Origin of the sequence: Paracidobacterium acidisoli (assembly GCF_003428625.2) — a bacterium.
Classification (GTDB): Bacteria; Acidobacteriota; Terriglobia; order Terriglobales; family Acidobacteriaceae; genus Paracidobacterium; species Paracidobacterium acidisoli.
Map to the genome: position 1 here is coordinate 484,463 of NZ_QVQT02000004.1, position 20,021 is coordinate 504,483.

Consider the following 20,021-nt stretch of genomic DNA (forward strand, 5'->3'; position numbering starts at 1 on the left):
GGCTTTCGCTGTCGCTGGTCGTTCCCGCCCTCAGCAGAAGCAAAGACAACGGCAGTACGGCGAACGGACTGCGCTAGGACCAACACAGTACAGGAGGAGTACCAGGCATGAGCAAACTACGAATCGAAAAGGGAGCAAGCCGGGTCCGGCGAGTGGCGCTCAAGACGACCATCGACGGCACGGTTGCGGACGACGTGGAGCTGATGTGCCGGTGGTCGGAGAACGACACCAGCTACATCGTGAATCATCTTCTGCGCTTCGCTCTGAGCCAGAGCGAGGACTTCCAGCAGTACAGGCAATCGCTGCCATCGACCACGGAGGATGAAAAGTGAACGCTGTGCGTGCGTCTCTCCAGAGTCTTACCCGTATCGTCATCGCATACCGTCTGGTGCTCTCGGTTGGCGCGGCAGCCTCGGCCAGCATCATGCTTCATGCGCTGTGGCCGTGGCCCGCGAGTGTTCCGTTACTGCACTACTTCGCGTTGGAGCGGCCTCGCCTTTATATAGTCGTGGCGCACGGCTACGATGTGTTCCTGTTCACCACGCCGTTTCTCTTCTGCTCCATGCTGTTCTCGCTCCTGTACGTCCATGTATACCGGCGCGAGACGGAGGCCAGCGCCGGAACGCTTCCCCCGTTTCCCAATCCCTTGTCCCGGCGAAACCTTGCATTGGTGCTTGGCGAGGTTCACCAGCAGTTGCAGCCGGAACCATCTCCGGCTCCACGTTGGCTGGAGATTCCAGAGCGCGGCCTGTACACCGGCATCGCCGTCATTGGCTCGATTGGTTCGGGTAAAACGCAAGGCATCGTAATACCAGCCATGCGCCAGCTTTTCGCGTACTGTGCGGCGGACCCGGCGCGGCGACTCTCCGGCATCGTTCTGGAGGTGAAGGGCGACCTTTGCCGTCAGCTTCGGCAGATTCTTGAGGGCTGCGGCAGGACGGAGGATTACATCGAAGTGTCCCTCGATGGCCCTATGCGCTATAACCCATTGAACAACTCGCTTGACCCTTACGCGCAGGCATTTAACATCGCCTCCGTCATCACCGCGATTTGGGGGAAAGGCAAAGAACCGTTCTGGCAGCAGAGCTATACCGATCTTGTACGGTACGTCATCATTCTTCATCGCGTCCGTGATGGGTACGTCACGATGGTTGATATTTTCCGCACCGTAGTCAGCGCCGGGCAGCTTGAGGCCATGCTTATTGCCGTTGGAACGCGCTTCAGTTCATCGGTCTACGTGGGAGTGAGCGCGGAACAGTACCTGCATCATGCCGAGTTGCTGGCTGCCTTCGGTTTTGAAATCGACCGGCGAATGAATGAATACATCGCTCCCTGGAGCGAGGCCCTGGAGAGCGTATTGATAGAGCAGACGGATGCCGAGGTACGGATCTACAGCCGCAAACCGTTCGACCCGGCGCAGAGAGACCGCTGGCAGAGCGTCCACTATTGGTATTGGGAACATTGGCGGTTTTTTCGTGCCGAGGTCAAAACCAGCATCATCCAGGGAATCGCCGTTTTCCTCTCGTTGTTTGAGACGGACCCCGACGTGCGGCGGGTGTTCTGCCCACCCAAAGAACTGTACGATGGCAAGCCGTGTGCCGCCGACCCGCACGGTCGCGTTCTCTCCCCGTTCGATGAGTTGATCGAATCGGGTGCAGTCGTCGGCCTCAACTTTCCCGTTGCCCTGAATCCGGCACTTGCCAAAACGATCGGCACGCTCATGAAGGTGGACTATCAGCGTGCCGTCCTGCTCCGTATTCCAAAGATGGACCGGGAACCACAGAAGCACTTCCGACCGACCGTGTTTGTTTGCGATGAGTACCAGAACTTCGCTACGGTCGGCGGCGACAATCCGAGTGGTGACGAACGCTGGCTGAGTCTCTCCCGGCAGCCCAGGTGCATTCCGATTGTCGCCACGCAGAGCGTCTCGTCGCTCAAAGAGGCGTTACCCAATGAAGGTGTGAAGACCTTGCTGCAGGCTTTTCGCACAAAGGTTCTTCTCACCACGTCTGACCCGGACACGGCCCGGTACGCCTCCGAGATATGCGGCAAAGCAGACCGCACGCGCATCAGCTATACCGTTTCGGAGTCCAGCAGCAACGCGAATGTTGGCTGGCTCAGTGGCCGCACGTCTTCCAGCAAAGGGTCCGTCTCTGCCTCGAAGCAGTACCAGCGACATAAGGAACCGCTGTTTGAAGAAAAGGTGTTCTTTGAGCTGAAGAACGCGCAGGCCATCGTCGCGGCCTTCAATGGCGTAAGTCCCTTGCCGCCGACCTATTGCTACCTCAAGCCGGACTTCTTGCCCACGAATATGACGTGGTTCGAGCAGGAGCGCATCGGCTTCGATCCAGGGAGGATACTCGCGTGAGCTTTGAAATCATCCTGCCGTTTCTGAAGCCAATCGAACACCTGCTCATGAGTGAGACAGTCAGCGAGATCATGGTGAACTCCGACTCGTCTGTTTGGATGGAAGAGAACGGCCAGAAACAGTTGCTTCCCGACGTGCGGTTCGAGGACGGCGCATTGAACGCCGGTCTGGAGGTGATTGCGAATCGTTTTGGCAAAAGGCTCGATGCAGACTCACCCATTTTGAACCTCCGTCTGCCTGATGGCAGCCGGCTGGCTGCCATCATCCCTCCAGTAGTGAATCCACATCCCCTTCTTACGATAAGGCGATTCACCTCACGAAATTTTGGTATCGGCGACCTTATCTCGCGGGGCATGTTGACGCCGGAGCTGGCGGATACTTTGACGGAGAGCGTCCGCCGTGGCGACAACATTTTGATTGCCGGTGGAACGGGATGTGGCAAGACCACACTCGCTAATGTGATCGCTGATTTCATACCCGAAGACGACCGCATCCTCGTCATCGAGGACACCGCAGAATTGCATATTCGTAAACCGCACGTTGTCTCGTCGGAGTCACAGACCGACACCCACCACGGCACCGTGACCTTTGACGACCTGTTACGGGCTGTTCTCCGTCATCGGCCCGACCGGATCATCGTTGGCGAGGTACGCGGGGCCGAGGCCCGCACCTTACTGGACGCTATGAACACCGGCCATCGGGGAACTCTGGCGACGATTCACGCCAGCAGCGCCGAGGAAGCAATTCATCGACTGGCGACCTTAGCGATGCGTGCCAGTGGTGGCCTCAGCCTGGCCGCAGTTGTTGACGAGGTTGAGCGTTGCCTGGACCTTGTTGTTTATATCTCTCGTCGTAACGGTATGCGTTCAGTAGAGAACCTCATGCAGGTAAGCCGCAGCGGAAAGTCTCCCGACTAGCGGCGGCTTCCGATGAAACGGTTCGGCGTGGGATCTGGATCAACCCTCGCGCGAGGGACGTTCATGGTGCTCGTGAAGAATGTCCAGATTGCCACCTCTGTCACCGCGATAGTGTCTAGCCTTCACGACCGTCTTGATTTCCAGATCAATCGAGATTTGAGTTCCATCGGTGAATATGAGATGCACTTCGCGTCCGTAGGGCGGATCGTCGTACACACGCAGGGTCTGCACCGTCAGGTTTGCGGCTTCCGGGAGTTCCAGAAAAGGGCGGTTCATGGTTCGCTCCAATCGTGGGTCATTTCCTCGTAAAAGACAGCATATCGCAGAGCTTAGTCCTTATTAGGTACTTTACCCCCAATTCACCAGACTGTCATTTGTGAAGAAACAGACCCCGGAAAAGACGCGAAAGTCGCGTAAGGCCAGAACTGCCCAGTTTCAAGATGCCTACGATACGCTCCTGGAGCGTCTAGTTGCCGCGCGTGAGAAAGCCGGTATGACGCAACATGAGGTGTCAGCCGCGATGGGCCGGTCGCCCAATTTCATGACGAAATGCGAGAGCGGGGACCGCAGCATCGACGTGATGGAACTGTTAGAGTTGGCGACGATCTACAAAAAGCCAGTCAGTCACTTTTTGCGCTGATAGCAGCGGAAACTTCCGGCTAGTGGAACCCACCGATCTTTTCGAGTGCCATATCGACATAAGCTTTGACGATAGGGTGGTGATTGTCATCACGGACGAATATCCCGCTTTTGCGAGTAAGCGTCTGCGGCGTAAGCGGTCTGCCGACGATTCCGGGGCGCGCGACTGCCGCCGCTCCAACCATACAGATACCAACCTTTTGCTCAACCATCGTTACCGCCTCATGAGGCCCTAGCGCATTCGTGACGGTCTTGAGGCTGACCCCAAAGCCTGCAAAGTAGTTTTCGATCTCCTCATGAATTGCGGGCAACGACTTCCGCGAGACGGTGATGATGGGTTCATCTTCGAGGTCCTGCGGGCGAATGGATGCCCGAGCCGCAAGCCTGTGGTTGGTTGGCATACAAACCACCACAGGATCTTCGTAGAGGACGCGCGAGAACAGGTCAGGATGCTGGGCCGGAAGAACTCCAAAGCCAGCGTGCAAGGTTCCTTCGACCACCCGTTGTGCGACGTTAGCGGTCAGGTCGGAATGATGTTCGATGTGGACGCCGGTTGAGTCCTGAAAGTTGAGATTCAGAACTGACGCCAGTAACTTCGGCGGCAGGTAGGTGGTGTGCCCCACGCGCAGATGACCAGCTCTCAAATCGTGAAGTGCCGCTATCTTTTCTTCCGCCAGGAGAACCTGCTCGACGGCGCGCAGCGCGTCGGGATACAGGGCCTCTCCAACTTCTGTAAGCACCATGCCCTTTTCTGTGCTGAGGAAAAGCGGCTCACCGTAGAGTCTGCCTATAGCTTGTATTCTCTTCTGCGCTGCGGATGGGGTTATCAAACCAATCTCTTCCGCTGCGTGTTCCAATGTTTTCTTCTGAGCCAGCGCAATGACAGCGACCAGCATATCAATCGTGGTCCGGGGGATACGCATTAACACCTCTACAAGAAACGCTTGCGCAAACTCTGGCAGAAACGATCATCGAAGAGGTACAAGCATCAACCGCAAGCATCTTTCAGTACTTGGCTACACGTTCGTTTCCTCGCATTGGCATACAGACTATGCTCTTTGTTGAGGCTGACTCCGCAACCCCATTTTTAGTCTGCCCGCTGGAGCGGACTTATTTGCCAGGCGTCACGAAATTTTGTTGATTAAAATATCGAGAGCGAAAAGCCCTGCAAACAAAGGCATTTTCCGCGCTCCCTTCCGGCTAAACTCAGGTATTCTGCGATTCAGGGGAGATGTCGTCTTGATGGACGATTCGCCAACATCCAATGATTCGTTTGCCTGGGTGACGCTGAATGAACTCAGCGACGAAGACCTCTTGTTGCGCCTGATTTCGGGCGACCATGACGCTCTCACGGTCCTCTTCGACCGATACAACCGCCTCATCTATTCGGTGGCTATTCGTATCCTCCGCGATGCGGGTGAGGCAGAGGATGTGGTGCAGACCGTCTTCCTCAATATTTTTACGGATGCGGCAAACTTCGACCCTCTCAAGGGCACACTAAGAGTATGGCTGTTGCAGTATGCGTATCATCGGTCGATCAACAGGCGTCGAGGGTTATCCGCGCAAGGGGTCTACCTATGGGATGAACTGGATGGTGTCAATGAGCGGAGCCAAGCGCCGGAGATGGAACTTATCCGTCTCTGTGAGCAGATGCTTATGAGACTGAAGCCTATGCAGCGGCAGGTATTTGAACTCACCTACTTTGAGGGATGGACGGCACAGGAGATTGCGTCACGGCAAGACAGGCCTGCCGTGAATGTCCGTCACGATCTCTACCGGGGGTTAGCCAGGCTGCGAACGGCGTTGACGATGCCGGTCAAGAATCAGATGCGTGATGAATCAGCCACTAAAGAAAGGAAGAAACAGATTGCCAACGCACGCATACTTTGAGGAACTTTGCGCCCTTGCTACCTCGGGGCAGCTTACCTCTACTGAGGCGAGCCAGCTCGACGCACATTTGCAAGAGTGCGACGAGTGCTGCCGCTTCCTCAGTGATGCGCGCATCGTCAGCGATAAGGTAATCCCCCGCGTTCTGCCCATCCCACAACGCGAGGCAGCCGTGCCCGAAGGAATGCGCGAACGGTTCCTGGCGCGGGCTGCGGCGCAAGGATTGCGAATGAACCCAGGAGCACCGATTGCGGCTCCATCTTTCGCCTTTGCGGAATCCCACGCGGTTTCCTCTGAGCATGGGGGACAGATACACGACGGTCACTTAGCTTCTCTTCTCGCTTGGTTCAGCGCTCCCCGTCATTGGAAGACCGTGGCGATAGCAGCCTCTGCGTGCGGCGTATGTTTCGCACTCGGAACCATGCTGCATCTGCCTTCCCGTAGCGAAGTCCCTGCCGTAGCGGTAGCTCCCCCGGCAGCAACAACTTCGAATGTGGTAGCGGATACCCATCTCGACGAGATTCGGGCGCTGACGGCAGATCGGGACAAACTTGTGCAACAACATGCCGAGCTTGTGAGCCAATTAGAGGCAGTAAATAAAGCGAGACAGGACACCGAAGCGGCTTTGCAGCAGAAGATCGCATCGCTTACGGCAGATGCTGCGCACGATCACGACGCCCTCGCGCAGCAGACTGTCGCGTTAAATGACCGGGCGGCAGCATTGCAATCCCAATTGGAAGCGCTTCGGCAGAAACAGGCGATTACAGAAGCGGCACTCACCGTTCAGGAACAGGAAACCAATAGATACAGGGTGAGTTCGCTTCAGGCCCAGGTAACAGACCGGCCACAACTACCACAGCCAAATGTAGATGAAGTAAGCAGTCTCGTAGCCGCTCGCAATCTTCACATCATCGACGTGTACGACTCCGACGGAGAAGGCAAGCGCCAGCGTGCATTCGGTAGAGTGTTCTATGTTGAAGGGCGCTCGTTAGTCTTCTATGCCTACGACTTGGCGAAGGTGCATTCGGAAAAGAAGATTACGTTTCACGTTTGGGGTGAACATGCGAACAATAAGGAGACCACGCTTAGTCTCGGCGTTCTGCATGATGACGATCCACGCGAACAGCGCTGGGCTTTGACCTACGACGATCCAAAGGTTCTGGCCGAGATCAACTCCGTTTTCGTCACCATTGAACCCAGCAATCGTGACGTGACGGCACCCACAGGAAAGACAGTGCTCTATGCCTTCCTGGGTGGAAAGCCGAATCATCCCTAGCTTTCATTCATAAATAGTTAACAATCCCGCTGGCAAATTACTTTCGGTATTGGGGCATACCGTGCAGGAGGCAGTCCTGCCACATGCGAATTTTGAATTACTTTTCCTTCGGTCTACTTATTGTGTTTACGATTCTCTGCGGGGTGCCCCTTGCCTCTGCCCAAACGGATTCCGGCACGGTTGCTGGGCGGATCACTGATGCCAGCGGCGCAGTTGTACCCAATGCCGAGGTAGACCTCACAAGCGTTGACCGTGGCGTTGTCAGCCATACCAAAAGCAATAGCTCAGGCATCTATGTTCTCCCAAGCGTGGCCCCCGGAATATACAACCTCTCTGTGAGCCATGCTGGCTTCCGTCAGGTCGATTTGACGAAGTTGGTCGTCAACGTCCAGTCAAACATCGAACAGAACTTCAAGCTGCAGGTAGGTTCTGTCTCCGAATCAGTAACGGTGACTGCCGGTTCGCAGCAAGTCGAAACAGGCGGGGCTGTCAGCACTGTCATAGATCACACCTTCATCGAGAACATGCCGCTGAACGGAAACAGCCTGTCAACATTATTTGAATTGACTCCTGGTGTAGTCACCAATGCTGGATCAAGTGGAGGAAATCAGGCTCAAGGTGGGGGCCTTTCAGTCAACGGGCAACGCGGAACTTCCAACTACCTGACCCTTGATGGGGCCAGTGAGAATATCTATGTACCGCCCACAGTTAATAGTAGTAGCGCGAATGTCACAGGACAGGGTATTGCGGTCTCTGCATCTGGCGGAACAAATGGTCTGCTTCCAATTGATGCCGTTGAGGAGTACCGCATTCAGACCTCCACATATTCCGCAGAATTTGGCCGTACTCCAGGCGGACAAATCGGTATCAGGACACGCGGCGGCACCAATGAATTTCATGGATCTGTCTTTGAAAATTTCCGTAATCAAGTGATGGATGCGACTGACTATTTCATCAAATTCTTGAATGAAACTCAGACTCCACTCCGCATGAATGATTTCGGCGGAACGCTTGGTGGTCCCATTCTGAAAAACAAGCTCTTTTTCTTTGTCGCGCATGAAACTCTACTGATGACGCAACCTCAGCCCGGATATAGTGAGGACGTTCCAAGTACGTGTGCAGTTCAAACTGCGGCGAGTGTATTCCAGCCGTTTCTTAAGGGGTTCCCGGTTGGCAACGCTGGTCCAGACGCAAGCCAACCCCTCTGCAATCCAGGCCAGCCGGAATCTAGTACCAATCAGCCAATCTCAGATATTTTTAACGAATCGTACTCTACGAGGATCACAGACCATAGTACTTCCGCTCGCCTAGATGCGGATCTGCCGTGGCGCTCGAAGGCATTCTTCCGATTTAATATAGCTCCGTCGAACACAGTCTACACAGGCTGGAATCCTAACAATTCCTCGAATAACATCTCGACATTCACGGGAGGCATCACAAGTCAAGTTACTCAGAAGATGGTCAACGAGGTGACCATCAACTACAGCCGTAATGACGCTAGTTTTGGCCAATCTTTGATTTCTTATGGCGGGAACGATCCGGCCGCATTTACCAATGCGGTCTCGAGCATTGCGAATCCGGCTACTACCCAGTTTCAATTCAATGATTACGTTTGGACAGGATATCCAACCATTGGACCGGTGCAAGATAACTCCCTGAGGGCATGGAATGCGATCGATACGGTTTCATGGACATTGGGACGTCATTCCCTGAAGTTTGGTGCCGACTACCTTTGGAGGAACCCGGTATTGAAACCCTATACGTTAGCCCTATCGCCAACGATTTATGACTTTAGCGGCATTCAGTCAGGGATATTAGATGGATTAAGCTACAGCGAATATTATTCAAACCCGAATATTAAACTTCGCAATCTATCGTTCTTTGCGAATGATACTTGGCGCATCACTAAGGCTCTTACTTTGAACTACGGGGTCCGGTGGGAAATCAATCCGTCGCCTTCAGCCTCAGGTCCGGGTTTGTTTGCGGTTCAAGGGAATGTTGCTGACTCGGCGAGCATTACGGAGGCACCTGCGGGATCAGCGCTCTTCTCAACGGTCTACACCAATTTTGCGCCTCGTATCGGCGCTTCCTATTTGGTGAGCGACGATCCGAAGTTCGGGATCGTTTTGCGCGGAGGGTTTGGCATCTTCTATGACACCGGGACTGCTGCGAGTGCTGCACAGGCTGCTGGGGAGGGGTATCCATATATGGGAAACGGGCAACTTTCGAACGTTCCTTACTCCTCAATCAACTGGAAGAGCCTCGTGAGTAGTACGCCGTCACTGCCGCAGAGCACTCTGTATATTACAGACCCGGATCTTCAAGCTCCTCGTACCTACCAGTGGAGTGTGACGCTCGAACAGAAGCTTGGTTCGAACTCAACATTGACAACAAGCTATGTGGGGAACACTGGTCACAAGCTCGCCAGTACAGTAGAAGAATTCAATTTTTCTGCTAATGACACCCCACTAATCGTTTCTGGAGGCGACTTTAAGCTCCTTACAAATGGAGCCAGCTCCAACTATCAATCGTTACAGATGCAATTTCGTAGCCGAATAGGGCGGCGGCTCGATGCCATCGCTTCCTGGACATGGGCGCACAACATAGACAGTGGAGACAGCGATTTCGCGGGTTCAAATACCGTCGCAGAATATAGTCTCCGCTCAGACTCGTCCAATGACATCCGCCACATCTTTTCTGCTGCGCTACATTACAGCCCTACTGGCGTCAATTCCGGTCGCACATTGAGTGGAATAACGAGCGGATGGTCCCTTGATACTATAGCGCTCCTGCAGACAGCTTCGCCTATCAGTGTGTATGCGAACCTTCCCTATAACCCAAGCGATCCTGAAGAATACGAACAGTTCAACGGCTTGGCATCCATTGTCCCCGGTATTGCCCAAATCATCAGTGATCCGACAGCGCCTGGAGGGAAGCGTCTTAACCCAGCAGGTTTTTCAGTGCCTAATTGTCTTTGTAACGGAAATAGCATTCAAAATGGATATCGTCTCTTTGGGCTCACACAGTGGGATATGGCAGCTAATCGAAGCTGGAAGATTTGGCGAGAAACCTCACTCACTTTTAGGGTAGATGCGTTCAATATCCTGAATATCGCTAGCTTTGCGAATGTCAACACTCAGTTCAACCCAAGCAGCTTGAGAACATTCGGCGAAGCGCGCAACACATATGCAGGGAACTCTGGCACTGGTGAGTTGAATCCAGTCTTTCAGAATGGCGGAGCTAGATCCCTTCAACTCTCTGCCAAAATCAAATTCTAATCTCAGCGAAGTAGCAGCCGTATAGGAGTGGTATGTATTCTGTAAGGATATTCTGTTTTGTCGTGTTAATCGCGTGCTGTTCCGTTCTGAATTCACAAGAGATCAAGATCAACTCGAACACAAGCACCACCGCCGCAAGCAGTGGTTGGTATCCCTGGTACGAGATTCACGCCGATCCCGAAAACCGCAACAACATAATCGTCTGCGGTGCTCGCTGGGTGGCTAAGGATAATGCTCAATACGGTTTCGTTTATTTCTCATCCGATGGTGGCAAGAATTGGCATTCGACGCTCGAAGACAAACACAGCACATGGGTCTCCGAAGAGTCATGTGCCTTCGGCGTGCATGGTGTGGCATATTACGTCGCTGATGCCTCGAAAGTAGATGAAGCAGGAAACTTGCATCACGATCTGGGGACGACCTACGTATACTCCTCGCAGGATGGAGGCCGAACCTGGAAAGAACCTATCAAGACGGGATGGACAGACTATTCGTCCTCTGTCGTCGATACCTCTCCCGGCCCGAATCAGAACCGGCTGTATGTTTCCTTCAACAATCTGGAGACCTTCTACCACTCCCTCGGCGACCAGAAAGCACTCGACAGCCTTCCCAAAGGCGGTAACACGGTTGGACTCATCAGCTATAAGGACGGCGATGCGAAGGTCGATGGGCCTGTCTTCAATTCGGATATGGCAGCCTCAAACTATCGCGGTTCCTATCCCGCACCTTCGTTCGTACTGAAAGACGGCACATTGCTGACGTTCTTCTCTTCCCACCTTAACCTCGATCCAAAGGACAGAGAGAAGCGTGAATTTCTGATCGCGTCCATCCGCTCCAATCCTGATCGCACAGCGTTGGAGAACCCCGTCAACGTGGTCACTGACACCCCGAAGCCGGATGAAAGCGAGAAGTGCGGCTTCGGCCTCACGTCGGCTGGAGCCTATGATCCAGTGAAGGACATCATCTACTTCGCCTACCCACTCGGCGATGAGAAGTCCTGTCATCTGATGCTGATAAGCTCGACTGACGGCGGCAAGACGTGGAAGCCCGCGCAGCGTATCCACCTGCCCGACGAGAACTCCGACAGCACCTACGAAAGTCCTGCGCTCGCCGTGAATAAGGAAGGTGTGCTTGGCCTAATGTGGACCGATGGGCGCACCGGTTGCTGGAACTTCGCCGCCTCTACCAGCGGCGACAGGTATTTCAACGTCAGCAAGAGACTGAATGACTGCTCCTCGCCTGCAAAGGATGTTCAGGCGATTACGGATGCCTATCTGTGGTCAGTGCTGTTTCAGCCTAGTCCCAAGAACGCTGACGGCGAGAACCGCGTTGCCATCCGCAACATGAAGAATGCTGACTGGCGAAACAATCACGCCATCGCAGTTACGCCCGATGGCGTCTTCCATCCTGTTTGGATCGACGCTGGAGATGGCAGGGGAGAGATTCGCACCGCCGCAGTCACAGTAACGAGCGTGCAACAGCTTGCCGCAACGCAGATCTCGGGGCTAACGCCAGTCAGCAACAAGGTTGCCGTCCTCTATGGTGGTACGCAGCATTACGACGACAAGAGCGGAACTCTGACGCTTGCGGTCACCTTCCGTAATAACAGCGGGTCTGCAGTCAAAGCCCCTTTCAAGCTGGAAGCGATGAGCGTGGATTCCGATTATCTCAACGTCGAGGTTGCCAACGCCGCAAATCACGCGATTGGTGGAGGTGCCGTGTGGGACGTGACGAGTTCAGTCCCCGGCGGCGTGCTTGCGCCCGGTGCGACCAGCCAGCCCTACACGCTGACGTTTCACACGACGCCGAAGGATCACTTCACTCTTGGAGATGTCCTCTCGCTCAACACGAAGCTCTACGCCAGGCCATGAGAGCGAGGCCCATGCGCCGCAGCTTCAATTTCATCGTGCGTTATGCAGGGGCAATCAATCTTCTGCTGGTGCTCTTGGCAGCATTCATTGTCTGGATGGCCGTTCAACTTACGCGATTAAGGCGCTAAGAAGCTAAAACGGAGAAATATTTGCGAAGAGGGAATATGGCGGGAATCATTCTGGCGTGTGTAGTGGCAGTCACTACGCACGCACAGTCTCATGCGTCTGAGAAACCGCAGACTGACACCAGCGCCGATCTGCTTGGCAAGCCTGCACCATCGTTCGTTGTTCTAACCCTCGATGGCCGACAAGTCTCTCTTGCCGACTACAAAGGCAAAGCTCTCATCGTGAACTTCTGGGCGACGTGGTGTGGCAACTGCAAACTCGAAATGCCCTGGCTGGCTCAGTTGCGCGAGCAGTATGTGAGTCAGGGATTCGAGGTCGTTGGCATAGTGACGGACGGCGCGACAGAACAAAAGGTGCGGCAGATCGCCGACAAGTATGGCGTCAAGTATCCAGTCCTTCGCTGCAATCACAAGACTGCCCAGGCATACGGTGGACTGCCGTATCTACCGGAGTCTTTCTACATCGACAAGACGGGGAAGGTGGTGCTGGAGGCCGCTGACGCCAGCTCGAAGGAAGAGGTCGAGGCAAACATCCGCAAGCTGCTAGGGCTCGGAGCAAAGTAGATGTCGGCTACCAACCGCCAGCCCACCGACAGCCGCAAACCCCGCAGAACGAGAACCGCTATGCACTTGAAATCGCTTACCAAACTACTCCATATCCGGCGAAACTCATCGCGCCGACCACCGGCGAAATCCGTCGCTTGCTGGCGGCGAAACTCGTCGCCTGGAATGGCGACGCGGCAAAAACTATCGCCATAGGGGGAGCAATCGTATGGAGACCTACATCCTCAGTCGTCGCCGCTTTCTCCGACAGAGTTTTGCGTTCAGTGCGCTGGCCACGCTTGGATCGCTGCCCGGTACTGCTGCTCCTCTGCTCTCCGATCCCACGGCAGCGGAGTCGCTGATGGTTGGAGATTGGGGATATGAGGACGACCACACCGCTCAATCAGGCGTAGCCGTCGGGATGCAGAAGTATACGAAACAGCGTGGACTCAAGCCCCAGGCGTTACTCATGCTTGGCGATAACTGGTACGGAGAACTTGCTGGAGGCGTTCATTCTTCCCGCTGGCAAACACAGTTCGAGGAGATGTATCCGGCTGATGTGTTTCCGTGTGCCGCCTATGCGATCCCTGGGAACCATGACTATCAGCGATGGCCTGAAAGCAAGGTAGCTGCCGAGCTGGAGTATACCCGCGTCGGCAAGACCACCGCTGGCCCGACCCGCTGGACGATGCCCTCGCTTTGGTATCGGTTCGAGTTTCCAGCAACGAAGCCGCTCATCACCTTCATTGCTCTCGATAGCAATATGCCATTTAGTGACGGTAAAGAGTCTCATGGCGTGAACTTCACTCTGACGCCGCAGCAGCAGGCGGAACAACTTGCATGGCTCGAAACCGAACTCAAGCGCCCGCGAACCACACCGTTCCTTGTGGTGATGGGACACCATCCGGTCTACTCAAACGGTATGCACGGCGATCATCCGGTATTGGTCCGCGATTGGGACCCATTGTTCTGCAAGCACAAAGTGGACCTGTATCTGGCAGGACACGACCACGACCTGCAACATCTGGAGTTTGAGGGACACCCGACCAGCTTCTTCCTTTCAGGGGGCGGTGGTGCTGATCTCTACAACCTGAAAGTCGATCTCTCGCTACGTGGACCTTACGCGCAGAAAGTTTACGGGTTCAGCCATCTCTCTGTGACGGAAAAGCAGATGACACTTCGCCATTTGGACAGCGATGGTCGCATCCTCCACAGCTTCACGAAGACACAAGATCGCAAAGTGGTGATCCTTTGACCGTACTCAACTATGACAGAAATTCAGCGCCAGAAAGAACTCCAGCGGATTGACCAAGCCATCGAGGAGTACAGCACTGCCATTGCGCGGCTCTTGCAAGCCTGTGGTTCAAACAGGAACTTCGGGGAAGATCAGATGAGGGAATTCCAGAGATTGTTTCGGAGCCGTCGCAGACTGATTATCCGCTTAGAGCGGTTACAACGGGCTCAGATCGCGTGCGCTCCATTGACCAACTCCGTCTGCCGCGAGGCGGCGAACTGAATCATGGCTCTGACATGGGAGCATTTCATCTGGCGACGGCGCAGTCGCCTTCAGATCGGCTTGCCCCTCCACGGCCCATCCCTCGCAACCCTCGTTAAGTTGATTGCCAAGAACCACACCTTTATCGCCGACATAGATATGGAGAGACTGGCCGCGACGGTCACGCTCAAACCTGGCGTGACGACCCATGAACCCGCCGTTGTCATCATCGTCATTAGGACCAGAGGAAAACGACATGAAAAGCAACTTTTACAAACGCTTTCGAGTTTTGGCTATGTCTGCAAGCCTATTCATCCTGCTCGCTTGTAACAACGCGAAGAAGCCAAGCGACGAGAACTTCACAAAGGCGATTAACGAATATCTTGCGAACCACGGCCAGGTCTGCACTTCGATAGGCCGTCAGTTTCCAATTGATATTCCCGCGTCGGCGCAACAGTCTCAATACGGATTCGGTGCACAGTTGGCAGCTTTACAGCACGCCGGGCTGGTATCAGAAACGGATACAACGGCGGTCGTACACGGAATGCTGGATGCCCTGCGTGGCTCTACGCCACCCCAACCAGTGAGGCGCTATCAGCTTACGATGGAAGGGGCGAAATACTTCCAGCAAGTTCCCGGCACATTCGGGCAGACCGGCGGTTTGTGTTATGGACAGAAGGCCGTCGATTCGGTTCTCAAGTGGAGCAATCCGGTAGCGATGGATGGGCGCTCACAGACCGACGTTACCTATACCTATAAGATCGTGAACCTCGCTCCCTGGGCCGAGCGGCCAGAGATTCAGCAGGCGTTTCCCGACATCGGCGCGACAATAACCGGGGTATCGAAGGCCAATCAGATAGCAGGACTCCAGTTAACGAGTAACGGCTGGGACGTTTCTGGACAATAAGTTCGCCATTTTGCGAATGATCGAATATTTGCCCAAGTTTCAATGAGCTGGAACAGCTATCCTCCGGCTGGAATCGGAAGGTCTGTCGTTCGGGGGAAAATGCCAAAGTACGGCTTCTGGTTGGAGTTACCACGTAATATAACCGGCACAGTATTGGGCGCATTCCGATACAACACAACCATCGTGGCTAGGTCGTTATACCCGAGACCAAATTTGTTTATGCCTTTGCAGATAGCCGTGACACGCTGCCGTTGTGTTTCATCGAATACGGCGGATTCAGCGTGCAACGGCCTCTCGGACTTTACATGCTTGTGCCCCGCAAATGCCTGGATGCCCCGCTCATCCATTTTCTCGAACGCCTCTTCGCAAATGCTGGGGGCGATGATAAATTCCGAAAAAGTCCCAACGAAATTCTGGGCGATGAAGTCGCGCTCAGTACAGAATTGAGTGCCACTTCCCACAAAGTCATCCACATAGATGAGCGCCCCTTCGCCGACCGCATTCATTGCTTTAACGAGACCAAGCGTGTCACGCCCATCAATGATTTTGCATCCTCTTTTTTCAAGATTGGCGCTATCCCGTAGCATATTGAGCATCACCGCGCTGCTGCTGGCAGCATCATGAACCGAAACGTAGATGAGTTTTTTGGCTGGTAGGCCCGCGTCCTTTAGGCGGCTCATCAGATCTGCGTTTTGCTTCACCAGCATGTCACGGGTTTGTGTTTCAGATATGTAGATCACGTTATCAAGAAGCTTCTCGGCGAGCGCACGATCCTTCTTCTCAAATTGATTCCCCCATCGCCTAGCTGAGAGAAGGGAAAGGGGTTGAGGCTTATACCCACGAAAGCGCAGCGCGGCCCGGATGCTATATAGAGTTCGGGTCATGGTCAGTTCTGCTCTGCCTCGGGGTCGTCGCTTCCTTCGAGCGCCTGTTCAAGACTGTTGCAGTATGCACTCACTTCCTTGAGTGCTTTACGCAAGTTCTTCCGTTCCTCGTCATTTGAGGTGTAGGTAAGCCGGAATTTTTGCAATTGAGATAGAAAGCCTTCGCAGGCAGAGAGAGCAGTTTGCACACGCTTTTTCTCGACTACGAACTCATCAAAAGCATCCCGAGTTTCCAGCTTAGGATTGAGAAAAAACTCCTCAATGCGTCGTAGTACTTTTGCCCGAGTTGGCGGATCATCTTCCGATATTTCGTAGCTTTCCATGATGCGACGAAAGTGGATGACACTCTTAATCTTCTTGTCGCGGTACTTTTCAACCAATTTCTCAGTCGAGCGATCGCGGCCAAGTTTTTTTAATGGTTCGCTAGTATCTAGCGCGAGGTCCAGCACTGGAAGCGCCTCTATCCAGAAGTTTGACGGAATCCGCGTCTGTGGATTCGGATCGAGGGACATCTCCTGAAATTTTTCAGGAAACTTCAGCAGCTTCTTACAACGTTCAATCTGCGCGTCGCTGAGACCCGTCAGCTTACCCAAAGCCTTGTTATCGGTGGTCTCCAGGTCCTCCATCACAATTTTCAGGCTCAGCGCCGTGGGCATAAGTTCCCAGGCTTCGCGATAGTTGTGTATGGAAAACATGTAGAGCAATCCGGCTATCTTTGTCGGAGGCTCAACAATGTTCGCTGGAAGCTTGAAAGGCGCGCCGTCTTTGCCGACGCGACCTTCCTTTACAAGCTCGACGACGCAGCGATAACGGCGCTCGCCATCGAGTATTGAATACTTGGCCTGACCTTTTGCCTGATACACCGTGATCGGGACGAGAACCCCGTGCTCTCCGATGTTTTTCTTTAGCTCAAAGAGCTGGTCGGGATCGAACAAATGGCGAGGATTATTGCTGCTTGGTTTGACTTCATCAATTGTGAGATGGCGCAACTGTCCTGCAGGGACAACCTGTGGCACTGCGGGCTGCGACGGCTTTAGGGTCGGCATTCGATCCTTCAAATGTTCGAAATTAGCAATTCGTTCGTCATGGCGCGGTGAGCTGCGAATCCTGCTATGTTGCGCCGAACAGCAATCGTTTCATAAGAGAAGTTTTTCTTGAGTACGTCTGCTTCATCGGACTCTGCGTAGCTCACCACAAAGTTTATGCCAGCAGCGTTCAGACGTTCCATCCAAGAACGCAACCGCGCAATGTCCTCATGCGTGAAGGTGCTCGGATCATATTCTCTGAATACCCTGCGTGCCCGAACAGCATAGGGAGGGTCCATGTAAACGAGATCGCCCTTCTCTGCTCGCTCCAGTACGGCTTCAAAATCTCCGTTAACAAACCGTGCGCTACGCAGACGACGCGAACACTGCTGAAAAACCTTATCATCCGGCATCGCACCGCATCGGTCCCCGCTGTATGGCACGTTGAACTGCCCCTTAAGATTGGTGCGATAAATTCCGTTGAAACAAAACCTGTTGAGATAGATGAAACGTGCCGCTCTCACATGCGGTTCCAACGTTGACGTGTCTAGCGATCTCAGTCGTGCGTACTCTTCCTTGTTCCAGGGTGGGAGCTTGCTCAATTCCTTTAGAACCGCATCGATTCGGTACTTCACCTCGATATAGGTTGAGATCAGTTCTGGATTCAGATCGCCCAGGATGGCCTTTGGCGGCTTCAGGGCAAAAAACAGGCACGCAGATCCTGCGAAGGGTTCAACATAACGCTTATGATTCTTCGTCCAGAAGCTCTTCAGAACTGGCAGGAGTCGGCGTTTACTTCCGGCCCATCGCAGGAAGGGCGGACAATCCTGAGTCGGAGATTTGGCAGCAGCAACAGGCATTAAACTCTTTCAAGGTCTCTTCATAATACCGTAAGCCACCCCAAGCCGGGCCAAAATGATAGCAGACAAGAGGGTTACGAGCCCAAGTCAGCAAACGGGAAATGTCCCATTCAGGCCGCAGGGTTGAGAATTAAGCCATCCAGACGGATATACAGTGGTGTGTAATGCTGAACAAAACCGTCTCTGGCCACCATTACTGATACGCACACCCTCCCCATCCTCGCTGCCGTTGAAAATTTCAACGTTCCCGGCCACTTCGAGGATCGGGCCTTCGGGTGTGCTCCTAGGCGTAAGTACAAGACGTTCCACATGTTTGCTGAGTGCCTGCCTCGCACCCTCTACATCGTCATGCAGGAGCTCACTGATCTCCGCAGCGCGACCGTACAGGAATTGCCGGAGATCTTCGATGGACAGCGCGAAGTCGCGAGGCTGATTCATCTCTGCCAGACGGTCATCCAGTTTGGCGATTTCCGCCTCAAGAGCCGCCAACTGGCTGAGCAGGCTCGGCGAATGGCCGAAGGCCGCGATCGCCTCCGTCACGTTGGAAACCTTCGTCTTCAGCTCCTGCCGCTTGGCTTGGAGGGCAACAACACCATCGGCGGCGCTCTCGGCCTGTTCTCGGAGTTGACGCAGCCGCTCCTGTAGCTGCTCCTGAAACCTCTCCAGAGCGTAATCGACCATTGCCGGCTGGAGGATTCTCCCGGTCAAGCCTTTCACAAGCTGGTCTTCGAGCCGGTCTTTCCGAATCAGCACGCCGTTCGTACATACGCCACGGCCCTTGTGGGTCGGGCAGCCATATTTGACATAGCTCCTACGGCCATCGCCGGAGACGATGGTCATGCGCGAACCGCACTCGCCACAAATCAGAAACCCGCTGAAGAGGTGCCGCGGCCCCCGTCCCCGCCTGGCTTGGCCTCCGAGACTGGTTGCGGTCCACCTCTCGCTCATCCGTTTGATCTGCGCTTCGACCCGCTCCCAAAGTTCGTCGGAGACAATCCGCCATTCGGGGACGTTCACCCGCCTCCAATCCGACTCAGGACGCGGTCTGCTGGTCTTCCGGCCCGTCTCAGGGTTCCGCTCCTTCTTCGTGCGATTCCATACGAAGACCCCCCGATACCGCTCATTGCGCAGCATCTCCCGGATGGACGACGGACACCACGCCCGAATCTGTCGGTTGCGAGGCGGCTGCGGCGCCTTCACGCCTTCTGCATTCAAAACCTTCGAAATGGTCGCGAGGCTGTTACCGTCCGCATACATGGTGAAAATTCGAATGACAATTGGAGCCTCCAGTTCGTCCGGCTCCAGCTTCACGCCACTAATTGCAGCCCGCCCGTATTTGCCAGTGCGCGTAGGATCTTCGACCGGCGTGTTCCGGTAGCCGAATATTTTTCCCCCTGGGTTCATGCCGTTCAGTGCGCGGCCTTCCTGACCGCGGTGAACCTTCTCGGCAACACTAACGAGGAACTGCTCGTCCATCATGCCGTGAAGCGTCAAAAGAGGACGGGATGCCTTTTCCCTACAGTCCAGACGCTGGGCCACTGCATAGACGAACACGCCATGATAGAGCAGGACATCGTTCATGCTCAGAACATCAGGCAGGTAACGGGCAAGGCGCGAAGTGTCGTCCACGAGCAAACAGTCGAATGGTTTGGGTTTGGTTTTCGCCGCCACCATCAATCCGTTCAAAGCATCTCGCCCGGCCACCGTAGCAGCAGAACGGGCTTCATCGCCGCGAATAAAGTCCTCGACCACCGTCCAGCCCTGCTTCGTCGCAAAATCTTTGCAACGTCGAACCTGGTCATCGATTGAAGTAGGCCGCTGCAAATCCGAAGAAAATCTGGCGTAGATTGCGCAACGCATAGCTGGTTCCTCGGTGTCTAGCTTAGCTCTTAAGGAATCTCCCTGCGTAGTTTGGTTGCTGACCGCCATATCCCACAGTTCTCGCT

18 protein-coding genes are annotated in these 20,021 nt (G+C 54.4%); 12 read left to right on the plus strand and 6 right to left on the minus strand.

Features of this window, described 5'->3' with window-relative positions; genetic code table 11:
* Positions 1–107 precede the first annotated feature (107 nt).
* The 3 genes from D0Y96_RS13135 to D0Y96_RS13145 are packed head-to-tail and all read left to right on the plus strand — an operon-like array spanning position 108 to position 3,285.
* Positions 108–332, plus strand: a complete 225-nt coding sequence (locus D0Y96_RS13135; protein WP_147325057.1) for a hypothetical protein — start codon at positions 108–110, stop codon at positions 330–332.
* Positions 329–2,368 carry a type IV secretory system conjugative DNA transfer family protein gene (locus D0Y96_RS20760; protein ID WP_117300566.1) on the plus strand — a complete coding sequence of 680 codons (2,040 nt, stop codon included), beginning with the start codon at positions 329–331 and terminating at the stop codon, positions 2,366–2,368. The genes D0Y96_RS13135 and D0Y96_RS20760 overlap by 4 nt, the downstream gene beginning before the upstream one ends.
* A complete protein-coding gene (locus D0Y96_RS13145) occupies positions 2,365–3,285 on the plus strand; it encodes a TadA family conjugal transfer-associated ATPase (protein WP_117300568.1) in 921 nt (306 codons plus the stop codon). Before D0Y96_RS20760 ends, D0Y96_RS13145 begins: the two co-directional genes overlap by 4 nt.
* Before the next feature lie 39 nt (positions 3,286–3,324).
* On the opposite strand, the gene D0Y96_RS13150 is transcribed toward D0Y96_RS13145, so the two are convergent.
* On the minus strand, positions 3,325–3,561 hold the full coding sequence (locus tag D0Y96_RS13150) for a hypothetical protein (RefSeq protein WP_117300570.1): 237 nt from the start codon (positions 3,559–3,561) through the stop codon (positions 3,325–3,327).
* A gap of 100 nt (positions 3,562–3,661) precedes the next feature.
* Between D0Y96_RS13150 and D0Y96_RS20450 the strand changes: the two genes are divergently transcribed.
* Positions 3,662–3,925 carry a helix-turn-helix domain-containing protein gene (locus D0Y96_RS20450; protein WP_199480285.1) on the plus strand — a complete coding sequence of 88 codons (264 nt, stop codon included), beginning with the start codon at positions 3,662–3,664 and terminating at the stop codon, positions 3,923–3,925.
* Between the two features lie 19 nt (positions 3,926–3,944).
* On the opposite strand, the gene D0Y96_RS13160 is transcribed toward D0Y96_RS20450, so the two are convergent.
* Positions 3,945–4,847, minus strand: coding sequence for a LysR family transcriptional regulator (locus D0Y96_RS13160; protein WP_117300574.1), 903 nt, complete (start codon positions 4,845–4,847; stop codon positions 3,945–3,947).
* A 319-nt stretch (positions 4,848–5,166) separates the two neighbouring features.
* Between D0Y96_RS13160 and D0Y96_RS13165 the strand changes: the two genes are divergently transcribed.
* The 8 genes from D0Y96_RS13165 (at position 5,167) to D0Y96_RS13200 (ending at position 15,306) form a co-directional block, all read left to right on the plus strand.
* Positions 5,167–5,814 carry an RNA polymerase sigma factor gene (locus D0Y96_RS13165; protein ID WP_117300576.1) on the plus strand — a complete coding sequence of 216 codons (648 nt, stop codon included), beginning with the start codon at positions 5,167–5,169 and terminating at the stop codon, positions 5,812–5,814.
* The gene (locus tag D0Y96_RS13170; RefSeq protein ID WP_117300578.1) at positions 5,792–7,087 is read left to right on the plus strand and encodes an anti-sigma factor; all 1,296 of its coding nucleotides are present in this window, start codon (positions 5,792–5,794) and stop codon (positions 7,085–7,087) included. Before D0Y96_RS13165 ends, D0Y96_RS13170 begins: the two co-directional genes overlap by 23 nt.
* A gap of 83 nt (positions 7,088–7,170) precedes the next feature.
* Positions 7,171–10,365, plus strand: a complete 3,195-nt coding sequence (locus D0Y96_RS13175) for a TonB-dependent receptor (protein WP_117300581.1) — start codon at positions 7,171–7,173, stop codon at positions 10,363–10,365.
* 32 nt (positions 10,366–10,397) lie between these two features.
* A complete protein-coding gene (locus D0Y96_RS13180; protein ID WP_158562378.1) occupies positions 10,398–12,236 on the plus strand; it encodes a sialidase family protein in 1,839 nt (612 codons plus the stop codon).
* A 164-nt stretch (positions 12,237–12,400) separates the two neighbouring features.
* Positions 12,401–12,925 (plus strand): TlpA family protein disulfide reductase, encoded by a 525-nt coding sequence (locus D0Y96_RS13185; protein ID WP_117300587.1) that lies wholly within the window; start codon positions 12,401–12,403, stop codon positions 12,923–12,925.
* A 208-nt stretch (positions 12,926–13,133) separates the two neighbouring features.
* Complete coding sequence (locus tag D0Y96_RS13190) at positions 13,134–14,159, plus strand: metallophosphoesterase (protein ID WP_117300590.1); 1,026 nt, start codon at positions 13,134–13,136, stop codon at positions 14,157–14,159.
* Between the two features lie 264 nt (positions 14,160–14,423).
* Entirely contained in the window at positions 14,424–14,729 is a 306-nt protein-coding gene (locus D0Y96_RS13195; RefSeq protein ID WP_147325060.1) for an ACT domain-containing protein, read from the plus strand.
* Positions 14,656–15,306: a hypothetical protein gene (locus tag D0Y96_RS13200; RefSeq protein ID WP_117300595.1), complete on the plus strand. Its 651-nt coding sequence runs from the start codon at positions 14,656–14,658 to the stop codon at positions 15,304–15,306. Before D0Y96_RS13195 ends, D0Y96_RS13200 begins: the two co-directional genes overlap by 74 nt.
* Positions 15,307–15,362: 56 nt before the next feature.
* Here D0Y96_RS13200 and D0Y96_RS13205 read toward each other — a convergent pair whose 3' ends face one another.
* The 4 genes from D0Y96_RS13205 to D0Y96_RS13220 all read right to left on the minus strand — a co-directional run bounded on the left by D0Y96_RS13205 (position 15,363) and on the right by D0Y96_RS13220 (position 19,935).
* Positions 15,363–16,190: a phosphoribosyltransferase-like protein gene (locus D0Y96_RS13205; RefSeq protein WP_117300597.1), complete on the minus strand. Its 828-nt coding sequence runs from the start codon at positions 16,188–16,190 to the stop codon at positions 15,363–15,365.
* A 2-nt stretch (positions 16,191–16,192) separates the two neighbouring features.
* Complete coding sequence (locus tag D0Y96_RS13210; protein WP_117300599.1) at positions 16,193–17,236, minus strand: ParB/RepB/Spo0J family partition protein; 1,044 nt, start codon at positions 17,234–17,236, stop codon at positions 16,193–16,195.
* 8 nt (positions 17,237–17,244) lie between these two features.
* Positions 17,245–18,075, minus strand: coding sequence for a DNA adenine methylase (locus D0Y96_RS13215; protein WP_117300601.1), 831 nt, complete (start codon positions 18,073–18,075; stop codon positions 17,245–17,247).
* An 87-nt stretch (positions 18,076–18,162) separates the two neighbouring features.
* The gene (locus D0Y96_RS13220) at positions 18,163–19,935 is read right to left on the minus strand and encodes a recombinase family protein (RefSeq protein ID WP_158562379.1); all 1,773 of its coding nucleotides are present in this window, start codon (positions 19,933–19,935) and stop codon (positions 18,163–18,165) included.
* Between the last annotated feature and the right edge of the window lie 86 nt (positions 19,936–20,021).